Here is an 11,151-nt window from a genome sequence, read left to right as displayed (position 1 = left end):
TTTAATATGGAGTGATGACTGTGAAACAGATTGATTTTACTCAGTATGAGTATCAAGACGAATTAGAGAGACTACGTCATGAATATCAATTTGATTTTGCTGGCATCGCCTTACCTATAGAAGACCATGTCGCGACTAAAATAAAATGGCGATACGTTTCAGGCAATCTTAATGATCGTTATCAACGTATCGTCTTAAGGCATGGCCGAGGTGTTGCAGGTAATGTCATGAAAACGGGGAAACCTATGATTATTTCTGATGCTACTGCAGATGATATTCAAAACACTTTGTTTAATTTTCCAATTATTATGAGTGAGGCACTGACTTCACTTCTTGCGATACCGCTTTGGCACAATCATCGTGTTAAAGGGGTGTTGTTATTTGGACAAAGAGCACATAAACCACTGCCGCCGATTGCGCAAAACATTTCAAAGATTAAAGGTATTGGAAATTTAACAAGTGAAGATAAGGTGATGACATAGTGGAACCAAAAAATGATGAACTCTCTCAATTTTTAAACGCTTACTATCGCGTTACATCTGAAATGATTATTTTTATCGATCGAGCGGGGAAGGTCATTTATATGAACGAGGCAGCACAACGCGTGATATCGCCTCATAATATTTTTAGCAATACGCCAAATGCAATATGCGGCAGATGTGAAGGACATACTAATGATTTTGGACTACAAACATGTCATAACTGCTTTTTAGAATCAGAAGGCATGAATGGTTCAACGTTTCAAGTGTTTATGAGAACAACAGAAAACAAAATTGAACCATTTACAGCATCTTATCAAGTTGTTGACGAAGCAAAAGGCATTAAAGCGTTCACGTTACAAAACGTGACACCGCAATTAGAGCAACAAGAAAAAGTATATCAACGTAACATGATGCAAAAAACAATCGCAGCGCAAGAAAATGAAAGAAAGCGTATTTCTCGAGAGTTACATGATGGTGTGATTCAAGAACTCATCAATGTTAACGTGGAATTACGCTTGTTAAAATACCAAAAAGACTTATCCACTTTAGTCGATCATTCAAAGCATATTGAAGGATTGATGACGAAGTTAATAGATGATATTCGTAATTTATCATTAGAACTCAGACCATCTTCATTGGATGATTTAGGACTTAACGCTGCATTTAAGTCCTATTTTAAGCAACTTGAAGATAATTATGGATTGATGATTAATTATCATTTCGATATGCAAGATGAACGGTTCGATAATGAAGTTGAAACGGTGGTTTATCGTGTTGTGCAAGAAGCGGTATTCAATGCGATGAAATATGCGATGGTCGATTCGGTTGATGTCAATGTTCGTAAAGATCAGGACGCGTTATATGTAGAAGTGTCGGATCAAGGTCAAGGTTTCGATCCCAATGCATCACCAAAAGGCTCAGGGTTAGGTTTATATGGTATGAATGAACGTGCAGAACTAGTCAATGGACATTTAAATATTGAAACGCAAAAAGGGAAAGGTACAATTGTGACACTCGAAGTACCGATCAGTCAAAAGTGAGGGACATAAAGATGAGAATCGTAATAGCTGATGATCATGCAGTGGTGCGCACTGGATTTTCGATGATACTGAACTTTCAGGACGATATGGAAGTCGTTGGTACTGCAGCAGATGGCGGAGAAGCATATCAAAAAGTAATGGAACATAAACCAGATGTGTTAATTATGGACTTGAGTATGCCACCTGGAGAGTCCGGACTGATTGCGACAAGTAAGATACTGGACAGCTTTCCGGAAACTAAAATTTTAATACTGACAATGTATGATGATGAAGAGTATCTCTTCCACGTACTTAGAAGTGGAGCGAGTGGCTATATTTTGAAAAATGCGCCGGATGAACAATTATTATTAGCGATACGTACTGTTTATCAAGGACAAACGTATATCGACCCTAAAATGACAACATCACTGGTTAAAGAATTTGTGCAGTCATCCAAAAATGACGACTATTCTAATGATCCGTTTAAAATTTTATCTAAACGAGAGCTCGAGATATTGCCACTCATCGCAAAAGGATACGGCAATAAAGATATAGCTGAGAAGTTGTTTGTGTCAGTTAAAACAGTAGAAGCACACAAAACACGTATTATGGACAAACTCAATTTAAAATCAAAACCTGAATTGGTTGAATTTGCGTTAAAGAAAAAACTGCTTGATTTTTAATACCATATAGTTTCAATGTATGATAAAGGCTGAAATACAAAGTGATTGATGATTTGTATTTCAGCCTTTTTGTATTGAGAAATTCAAGACGAGCTTTTATCTTTTAACAGAATGCATTATAAGTGTGGTGTAATGGTTGGGATATGTCATAAATACTTATAACTTAAACCTTATTGTATTAAAGGTTTAGCCGTTTTCAATTCTAAAAATGGTCTGCTTTTTAGGGATAGTCCTTTATGAGTTTAGGGGATTTCCTTATGTTATCTTTTTCACAATAACGTTACACTTAATATGAGGAATTTCCTATGATAGTCATTTTAAGGATTTTAGAATTGAAGAAAGATAAGGTGAGTGAATGATGAATAAGTCGAGTGGCGGTTTACAGTTAGCTTTACAAACATTAAGTTTAGTTGCTGGATTTATGGCTTGGAGTATTATTGCCCCTTTAATGCCATTTATCTCTCAGGATATTCAAATTAGTAGTGGTCAGCTTTCTATTATTTTAGCAATTCCTGTAATATTAGGATCTGTGTTACGTGTGCCGTTTGGATATTTAACGAATATCATCGGTGCGAAATGGGTGTTTTTAGTTAGTTTTATCGTGTTATTAGTACCTATCTTTTTATTAAGTCAAGCTACATCTCCAGGAGCGTTGATGTTTGCAGGCTTTTTCCTTGGTGTTGGTGGTGCCATCTTTGCTGTTGGTGTAACGTCGATTCCAAAGTATTTCTCTAAAGATAAAGTAGGTCTTGCTAATGGTATCTATGGAATGGGGAACTTAGGAACAGCAGTATCTGCGTTTTTAGCACCATCAATTGCAGGTATGATTGGATGGCAAAATACGGTACGTAGTTATTTGATTGTTATGGTCGTTTTTGCGATTGTCATGTTCTTCTTAGGGGATAGTCGTGAACCCAAAGTTAAAGTACCGCTTGTTGAGCAATCTAAAAAATTATTAGCAGACTATAGATTGTATTATTTAAGTTTTTGGTATTTTATCACGTTTGGTGCTTTTGTGGCATTTGGATTATTTTTACCTAACTTCTTAGTTGAACATTTTGGTATAGATAAAGTAGATGCAGGAATTCGAACAGGTGTATTTATCGCGATTGCCACATTCTTAAGACCATTAGGTGGTATTTTAGGAGATAAATTTAATGCCGTAACAATGTTAAAAGTCTTTTTCGTATTAATGATTATCGGTTCATTGATACTAGGTGTATCAAGTCAAATCTTTTTATTTACAGTGGGATGTTTAACAGTAAGTGTTTGTGCAGGTATTGGTAATGGACTTGTATTTAAACTTGTACCGTTATACTTCACTAAAGAAGCGGGCGTTGCGAACGGTATTGTATCAATGATGGGAGGTTTAGGTGGATTCTTCCCACCGATTGTCATTACTTTAGTAACAGGATTGACAGGTACGAGTCACCTTGCATTTATCTTGCTATGTATATTTGGACTCATCGCATTATTTACAATGTTTAACTTAGATAAACGTGAAAAAGCAAGTGTGTTGAGATAATATTTAATCTTAAGGTTGAGCTGTCATAATGGAGAGCTCAACCTTATTTTTGTCTAGTTTTAGACAATTTAAGCATTTATAAAGTGGTGTTTTATAATCGTTTCCAAAACAATTGGTAATTCTTCAAAAGCGCTCGTTTGATGCAAGCGTTCTCCAATTTGGTGCGCATCTTTTCCGATAGGACCACAGTTTATAAGAGGTGCTTGAATACGTTCAATCGCTTCAAATGGAATAGTGTAAGTATCATTGAAGACTGGTGTATTATGCACGTATGCTTCGAATTTTGAGCCGCTTGGTGATGGCGATATGTAACTTAAGTCACTGATTCCATTAAAATAATGAATACGGTGTGATGTACGATTAAAATGCGCACGTAACGTTTCTTGAATCGTATGTCCTATAGCTTGAATAATAGGGTGATACGATGCGTTAGTTGCTGGATAATAGGGTGGTGCGAAAAATGTAATTGTTGTTGGACCTAACGCTCGACATATGTTCATAAGCTGATCAACAATTTTAACAGATTGACGATAAGGTTCTTTTTCATCTTGTATGACTTGATTAACTATAGACTGAACAACCTCTTTACCGTGATGTTGTACTGCATATTGATAGAGTTCTTGATACGTCATGACCTGCATATCTAAATCTACTGTTAGTCCTTCTTGAGTTAATCTCTTTTTGTAGCTAGCCATTCCCTTTTTCACTGCATTTTGTACAGATAAATTAAATTGCTCGAATACAGCATCTGCATGACGTTCAAATAAAAACAAATTAAACAACGCGAACGATCTGAATGGCGTTTGCACATCATAGTGTAATTTGAGATCGCGTGCCATTAGACTAACGGGCATAGGTGTTGTTTCATTTTCAAATGTTTCCTGAAAATCAAAAGCATACTCAATTTCCTGTTGAATAAAGCTTAAAATAAAGTTTGAGCTTAAACCACTAGCTGGAGTGCCGACGTGAGTTTCACGACCATAAACGAGGACACTTGGCATAATTTTACCAATGGACCCCGTGTAATAGTAATGGTTGTCATCATGACTTTCTTGTTGAAATGTTGGTTCACTATTTAAATGCAAGGCTATTTCTAATTGATGTTCCTTTCGCAGTTGATCTAGGTAACTGACGGCCGCAAGCATGCCTTGTGAATTCACTTCTTCATCTGACACTGTCATTAAGACCAAATTGATATCCCATTGTTCAAGTGTTGCTTGTTCAATTAAAGCCATATGAAGCATTAAACCGGCCTTCATATCCATGACACCTCGTCCAAATAAATACAAACCAGACGCAAGATCTTTTTGCCCATCTTGATCTAAATAATGAGGAGCCTCTTGAAAAGTTTGGGTGATTTTATCTATATCGAAGGCATGTGAGTGATGCTGTCCGTAATCTTCTACGTCTACAGTATCAAAGTGACTAATTAAAGTGATTGTTTGTTTAGAACGTGGTGCTTGATAAAATGCAACAACGGCTTGACGTTGATCTTGTGTTGAAACCAATTGAATATGGTCTGGGTGCTGCTTAAAATATGTTAATTGCATGAGTTGTTGTTTAACTAAATTTGGGAAAGTACGTTCTCCTTCAGAGTGTGTTACGCTATGATGTGCAACAAGGTGCTTCAGTAATTGCTTTCGTCCTGCTTGAGATTGCCACAGCTTTGTCATAATATCTCTCCTCTAAAATCCTAAGTAGTAATCGTTTTGATTTATTTTAAATGTTTTAAAGCGTTTTCACAATTATTTTTTGATTTTTGAAGATTGTGTGACTTTGTTTAATGATAGCTCAAGCTATTTTATTTTGTGATAATATGTATAGAAGTAAAGCAATTTAGATGGGGGCAAAATCCAAAATGGCAAAAAAGATAATAGGATTTATAGTAGCAGCAATTATACTATTTGTGCTTGTTGCTGCAGGCTTTTTTACATTTAAAGCATATCAAAAAAGTCAAAATGTAAAAATGATCGATCAATATTTAACAGAACAAAAGCTAGATGATAAAATCATTGAAGAAAAAGTAGAATATGATTCGCATAAAGGTATTTTTTATAAAGAGATGAAGTTAAAAGGGGATGAAAAGAATACCTATATTGCACAACCGTTGAGTCTAAAACGAGGATTTTTCTTACAAGGCTTTAATAGCGATACTAAAAAATTAGATAAAAAAGCACGGTATAACTTCTTTGATGAAGATTATAAATTAAAGAAAAAATAGCCATAAGATGAGGGTGAGACAGTATTCATTAGTAATGTCTCATCCTCAGTTTTATGGTTTTTATTATTTTTGAGTACTTTCAATCGTTTCTTTAATATATTGAACAGATTTATCGAGTGCTGCTTTTTCATCTGAATCAAGTTGAATTTCAAGTGGATGGTGATAACCATCACGGTTTACAAATGTTGGTAGGCTAAATGCTACATTTTGGTAATCGTAAATAGATTGATGTACTGATGTTACCGGGAGTATGCGATTTTCGTTATACATAATCGCTTCTAGTAAATCCACCGCTACTCTAGAAATGGCACTATTCGTCCAACCTTTATTTGCCATCACATTAAATGCCACCTCATCGATTGAATCACGGATTTCTTGTTTTGAGATTGGTGTAGCATCAGTCAGTGCTTCAAATTCACCTAATGGCATACCAAAGATGCGGACACGACTCCATACTGGAACTGTTGTTTTGCCGTGTTCACCAATTACGAAAGCTTCAACGTTTTTAGGGTCTACATTATAATGTGATGCGATTAATACGCGAAAACGAGAAGATTCTAGCATTGTACCTGTTCCGAAAATTTTGTGAAGTGGATAATTTGTTTGGGTTTGAGCTAGATAAAGCATAGAATCAATCGGATTTGAAATCATTATAATAATAGGTTCTGTCGTAACAGCAGTAATCTTGTTCATGATATCATTAACAAGGTCTGCGTTTAGAGAAGCTAGTTTTGCACGATCTTTCATAGACGCGTCAGATGGCACACTTGCAGAGATGACAATCGCGTCTACTTTTTTCAAATCTTCATAAGTACCATTGTAAATACGAGTTTGGTGACTACCATTTAAAGATTGAAAATGTAAATGGTCTAACACTTCACCTTCAGCTTGTTTTTCATCAGAATCGATAAGATAAATTTCTTGAAATAGACCTGTATATTGAATATCAGTTAAAATTTGACTACCCACACGGCCTACACCAATAAGTGCAATACGGTTTGCCATATTCATCGCTCCTTATCCAATGGTCATCAAGTTGATGAGCCATCATCATTTTGTTTTACATAAATTATAGAGAATATAATTCTGAAAATTACAAATGTATATCTATTATATACGTGATAGGAATCATAATGCAATATATGATATTTAATGGATATATCGTACATCATTAGGAAAAATCTGATATGATAGGGTTAAACTGGAAAAGGGGTTGTAAAAAAGATGAAAGATACAAAACAATTATTAAAACAACTAACAGATATTGATGGCATTGCCGGACACGAATATGACATCAAAAAAGAGATGAAATCTTTGTTAGAACCTAATAGTGATGAGATGGTTTATGACAACTTAGGTGGTGTGTTTGGCAAGAAAACAACACAATCTGGAAAACGCTCTGTGATGGTAGCAGGTCATCTTGACGAAATTGGTTTTATCGTAACGAAAATTACTGATCAAGGCTATATCCGTTTTACGCCCGTTGGTGGTTGGTGGAACCAAGTTATGCTTTCTCAAAAAGTAACAATCACAACTGAAGAAGGTCGAAAAATTAGAGGTATTATTGGCTCAACACCACCGCATTTATTAACACCAGAAGCACGTAAGAAAACAGTAGAAATCAAGAAAATGTATATTGATATCGGTGCTAAAAGTAAAGAAGAAGTGGAGTCAGCTGGAGTGCAAATTGGTGACATGATTACACCATATTCTGAATTTGAAACATTACTTAACGACAATTATATTACAGCTAAAGCTATCGATAACCGATATGGTTGTGCACTTGCTGTAGATTTATTAGAAGAAGTTAAAGGTGAACAACTAGATATTGATGTATATGCTGGTGCGAACGTTCAAGAAGAAGTTGGTTTAAGAGGTGCTAAAGTTGCAGCGCATCATATTAAACCAGACTTAGCCATCGCGGTTGACGTTGGAGCAGCATACGATTCACCTGGCCTTGAAAGTGAAGGCGATGCGGCATTAGGTAAAGGTCCGATTGTGTTAAATATGGACGCGACAAACATCGGTCATGTTGGATTGATTCGCCATATCAAAAAAGTAGCAAAAGCACATCAAATCGATATTCAATTCGATTCAATGACAGGTGGCGGTACGGATGCCGGATCAATTCATACAGCATTAGATGGTATTCCATCAGTAGTTATCTCAATTCCATTACGTTATATGCACTCAAATGTTTCTGTAATTCACATTGAAGATTACCAAAATGCAGTAAAATTAGTGACTGAAATTGTACGTTCATTAAATGATGAGACAGTAGACCAAATTATTTGGTAAGTCAGCACTGATTCAGTGGTTAAATAAAAACAGATAGAATCAAAGATAGAGTTAAAGGCAAAATAGAGAAAATAGAAAGTAGAGCATATATTTATCCCAAATTTCTTAAACTTAAAATTCGACTTTCTATTCACTCGATATGTATATAAATTTTGCCTTAGCCCTATCTTTTTTCAATATGACATCTTAAAATATAGCTCAAAAGGGGGTGCTAGAATTTGAAGGCATCTACACATGAACATCGGCGTTGGATTGGTTATATACTGGTGATTGTCGGCGCTTCGTTTTGGGGTGTGGGCGGAACGGTCTCGCAATGGTTATTTCAGCATGCAGAGCTTGAAGTACCATGGTTTGTGGCAGTACGTCTGATCATATCAGGATTACTTTTAATTTTGATTGCATTTTTGACACAAGGTCGGAAAGTGTTTGTGATTTGGTGGGATAAACACGCTGTTCGGCAAATATTGATTTATGGAATATTTGGCATGCTCGCTGTTCAATATACGTTTATGTCATCTATTAGTCATGGCAACGCTGCTGTAGCAACATTATTACAATATTTAGGCCCAATTTTTATTATCTTTTATCTCATCCTAACAAAAGTAACAACATTGGGGCGTAAAGAAGTTCTAGCAGTAATACTTGCGATATCTGGAACTTATTTACTCTTAACGAATGGAAACATTGAAAATTTACAAGTCCCTATGCTTGCGATTATTTGGGGATTCGCTTCAGCTATTGCACTAGCATTTTATACGATATATCCTGTTAAACTCTTAGCAAGATGGGGCTCTCTCAATGTAGTCGGATGGGCCATGCTTATTGGTGGTATTATTTTAAGCTTTTTTCATCCGCCTTGGGATGTCGATTTATCAATGTGGACATTAGAAACCCATCTCTATTTTTGGTTTGCGATTATTTTTGGTACAATGTTTGCTTTTTGGTTTTATATAGAGAGTTTACATTACTTATGGCCGCATGAGGCAGGATTACTTGGGACAATTGAACCATTAATGGCGCTTTTGGCCTCTGTTGTATGGCTCAATGTATCTTTTGGCTTATGGCAATTACTTGGGGTGTGTTTAATTATTTTAATGGTCGTCGTACTGTCCGTTGTCAAAAATAAATAAAGCATATAAAAAGCGTCGTTATAGAAGGGGTAATATTACTAATTGCCCTTTAGTATTAACGACGCAAGATTTTCATTTTAATGAGACATATGCATGTCGTGAATTTTCATCATTAATCCATGCGGGACATCATCATGACTCACGACTTCTTTTTTACTAAATTGTTCATCGCCTTTGTTTTTGACTAGGCGTACAAAATCACCAGCTTGAGGTTGGAAGTTTTGATCACTCGGAATAGTCACATTTTCTTCCACCGTTTTTTCTGAAGCGTTAATCACTTTTTCAGCTGTAGTTTCATTTTTCATGTAACCATAATACGTTTCTTTTTGGCTAGACATCATCATTCCGACGACAATAATGGCTGTAATGACGAGCATCACAACAATTAAGATGAACCCCATAGCTTGTTTATTTTTCTTCATAGAAAATAGACTCCTTTTAAAGTGTTTTTATTATTATAATAGAAAATTTGAATTTCTAAAAGTTAAAATTTATTAATAATGTGACAAGTTCATGGCACAGATGAGAATAGGATTATCAATATAGGAGGTTGTTTCATGCAGCACATCACTCATGAACATCGTATTCAGGATAATTGGCTACTTGTTATTGGTATTGTATTGGTAGCGTCAACTTTACGAGCGCCTTTGACTGCAGTTGGTCCAATTATTGAAGAAATTAAAATGAATTTAGATATAAATAATGGAGTTGCAGGGATGATTACAACAATTCCATTAATCATATTTGGTATCGTGTCACCTTTAGTTTCAAAAGTGATGACACGTATTTCAATGTCACGTATATTATTTTACGCATTGATTTTAACAATGGTTGCACTGATTATACGTGTGTCAGGAAATGTTATTTTATTTTTTGTAGGGACAATCTTGTTAGGCATTGCGATTGCGTTTGCCAATGTTACGTTACCTGCCTATGCAAAATGGCGTTTCCCTTTACAAATAGGAGTGATTACAGGGATTTATAGTGCGACTATGAATTTAACAGCAGGATTAGGAGGAGGGTTAAGTTACCCACTTTCAAACTTGACACCATTAGGCTATCGATTCTCATTAGTCTTTTGGTTACTGTTTGCGGGAATTGCTTTGATTGTCTGGATCTCTCAAATTAAAGGTGAAGGTAAAGTAAAACAAGAGGATAACGAAACAGGTACTACACGCATTATTACGTCTAAAATGGCATGGGCAGTAGCCTTAACGATGGCCTTTCAAAGTATGATATTTTATAGTATCGTTGCATGGTATCCGTCAATTCTTGTGAGCAAAGGCATACATCCGGAAATGGCCGGTTATTTTTTAATGCTTAATCAATTTTCTCAACTTCCTATGACGTTTACTTTCCCAATATTCGCTGCTAAAATGAACAACCAACGTAATCTTATTTTGATTATTGTGGGGTTATTGCTAGCTGGCTTTGCATTGTTATTCACGACACAAACATGGTCACTAATAGTAGCAATGATACTAACAGGTATGGGAATTGGTGCTTGTTTTAGTATTTGTATGACGTTTTTCTCAATTCGAGCACGTACAACAAAAGGGAGTCTTGCATTATCAGGATTTGGTCAGTCGGTAGGTTATTTAGTTGCAGCGGTTGGACCATTTGCACTAGGTGTGTCATATGATATGACACATGGTTGGGTGAGTGGCATTATCATGTTTATGATCATGGCACTATTCATTTTAGGTGTAGGGTTATACGCATCACAACCGGCTTATGTTGAGGATAAATAGAATTAATGTCTGAGGCTTAGGTATTGTTCATGAGTTCAAACA

11 protein-coding genes are annotated in these 11,151 nt (G+C 35.7%); 8 read left to right on the top strand and 3 right to left on the bottom strand.

The window, feature by feature from the left end:
• The first annotated feature begins 20 nt into the window (after positions 1 to 20).
• From nreA to HHH54_RS01795, 4 genes are all read left to right on the top strand, one after another.
• Positions 21 to 482 (top strand): nitrate respiration regulation accessory nitrate sensor NreA, encoded by a 462-nt coding sequence (nreA, locus tag HHH54_RS01810; protein WP_198617119.1) that lies wholly within the window; start codon positions 21 to 23, stop codon positions 480 to 482.
• Positions 479 to 1,522 (top strand): sensor histidine kinase, encoded by a 1,044-nt coding sequence (locus HHH54_RS01805; protein ID WP_432813787.1) that lies wholly within the window; start codon positions 479 to 481, stop codon positions 1,520 to 1,522. Before nreA ends, HHH54_RS01805 begins: the two co-directional genes overlap by 4 nt.
• A gap of 11 nt (positions 1,523 to 1,533) precedes the next feature.
• Positions 1,534 to 2,184, top strand: coding sequence for a response regulator transcription factor (gene nreC / locus HHH54_RS01800; protein WP_198617118.1), 651 nt, complete (start codon positions 1,534 to 1,536; stop codon positions 2,182 to 2,184).
• A 358-nt stretch (positions 2,185 to 2,542) separates the two neighbouring features.
• Complete coding sequence (locus HHH54_RS01795) at positions 2,543 to 3,709, top strand: nitrate/nitrite transporter (RefSeq protein WP_198617117.1); 1,167 nt, start codon at positions 2,543 to 2,545, stop codon at positions 3,707 to 3,709.
• A gap of 68 nt (positions 3,710 to 3,777) precedes the next feature.
• Here the strand turns inward: HHH54_RS01795 and HHH54_RS01790 are convergent, their stop codons facing one another.
• The gene (locus HHH54_RS01790; RefSeq protein WP_198617116.1) at positions 3,778 to 5,382 is read right to left on the bottom strand and encodes a M20/M25/M40 family metallo-hydrolase; all 1,605 of its coding nucleotides are present in this window, start codon (positions 5,380 to 5,382) and stop codon (positions 3,778 to 3,780) included.
• Positions 5,383 to 5,567: 185 nt separating this feature from the next.
• Between HHH54_RS01790 and HHH54_RS01785 the strand changes: the two genes are divergently transcribed.
• Positions 5,568 to 5,930, top strand: a complete 363-nt coding sequence (locus tag HHH54_RS01785; protein WP_198617115.1) for a DUF3139 domain-containing protein — start codon at positions 5,568 to 5,570, stop codon at positions 5,928 to 5,930.
• 63 nt (positions 5,931 to 5,993) lie between these two features.
• On the opposite strand, the gene HHH54_RS01780 is transcribed toward HHH54_RS01785, so the two are convergent.
• Positions 5,994 to 6,935, bottom strand: coding sequence for a lactate/malate family dehydrogenase (locus HHH54_RS01780; RefSeq protein ID WP_198617114.1), 942 nt, complete (start codon positions 6,933 to 6,935; stop codon positions 5,994 to 5,996).
• Between the two features lie 219 nt (positions 6,936 to 7,154).
• Between HHH54_RS01780 and HHH54_RS01775 the strand changes: the two genes are divergently transcribed.
• Entirely contained in the window at positions 7,155 to 8,228 is a 1,074-nt protein-coding gene (locus HHH54_RS01775) for a M42 family metallopeptidase (protein WP_198617113.1), read from the top strand.
• A gap of 218 nt (positions 8,229 to 8,446) precedes the next feature.
• Positions 8,447 to 9,358, top strand: coding sequence for an EamA family transporter (locus HHH54_RS01770; RefSeq protein WP_198617112.1), 912 nt, complete (start codon positions 8,447 to 8,449; stop codon positions 9,356 to 9,358).
• A 77-nt stretch (positions 9,359 to 9,435) separates the two neighbouring features.
• Here HHH54_RS01770 and HHH54_RS01765 read toward each other — a convergent pair whose 3' ends face one another.
• Positions 9,436 to 9,780 (bottom strand): DUF4889 domain-containing protein, encoded by a 345-nt coding sequence (locus HHH54_RS01765; RefSeq protein WP_198617111.1) that lies wholly within the window; start codon positions 9,778 to 9,780, stop codon positions 9,436 to 9,438.
• A 135-nt stretch (positions 9,781 to 9,915) separates the two neighbouring features.
• Here HHH54_RS01765 and HHH54_RS01760 point away from each other — a divergent pair, with 135 nt between their 5' ends.
• Entirely contained in the window at positions 9,916 to 11,109 is a 1,194-nt protein-coding gene (locus HHH54_RS01760; RefSeq protein WP_198617110.1) for a CynX/NimT family MFS transporter, read from the top strand.
• Positions 11,110 to 11,151 lie beyond the last annotated feature (42 nt).

Origin of the sequence: Staphylococcus canis, assembly GCF_016238445.1 — a bacterium.
In the GTDB taxonomy this organism is placed as follows: Bacteria; Bacillota; Bacilli; order Staphylococcales; family Staphylococcaceae; genus Staphylococcus; species Staphylococcus canis.
Note: the sequence above shows the minus strand (reverse complement) of the source record. Positions and strands in the feature narration are given on the sequence as shown.

Coding starts and splice junctions, on each gene's coding strand:
- HHH54_RS01790 (WP_198617116.1), bottom strand. CDS start 5,382: ATGACAAAGCTGTGGCAATCTCAAGCAGGACGAAAGCAATTACTGAAG.
- HHH54_RS01765 (WP_198617111.1), bottom strand. CDS start 9,780: ATGAAGAAAAATAAACAAGCTATGGGGTTCATCTTAATTGTTGTGATG.
- HHH54_RS01780 (WP_198617114.1), bottom strand. CDS start 6,935: ATGGCAAACCGTATTGCACTTATTGGTGTAGGCCGTGTGGGTAGTCAA.
- HHH54_RS01775 (WP_198617113.1), top strand. CDS start 7,155: ATGAAAGATACAAAACAATTATTAAAACAACTAACAGATATTGATGGC.
- nreC (WP_198617118.1), top strand. CDS start 1,534: ATGAGAATCGTAATAGCTGATGATCATGCAGTGGTGCGCACTGGATTT.
- HHH54_RS01795 (WP_198617117.1), top strand. CDS start 2,543: ATGAATAAGTCGAGTGGCGGTTTACAGTTAGCTTTACAAACATTAAGT.
- HHH54_RS01760 (WP_198617110.1), top strand. CDS start 9,916: ATGCAGCACATCACTCATGAACATCGTATTCAGGATAATTGGCTACTT.
- HHH54_RS01785 (WP_198617115.1), top strand. CDS start 5,568: ATGGCAAAAAAGATAATAGGATTTATAGTAGCAGCAATTATACTATTT.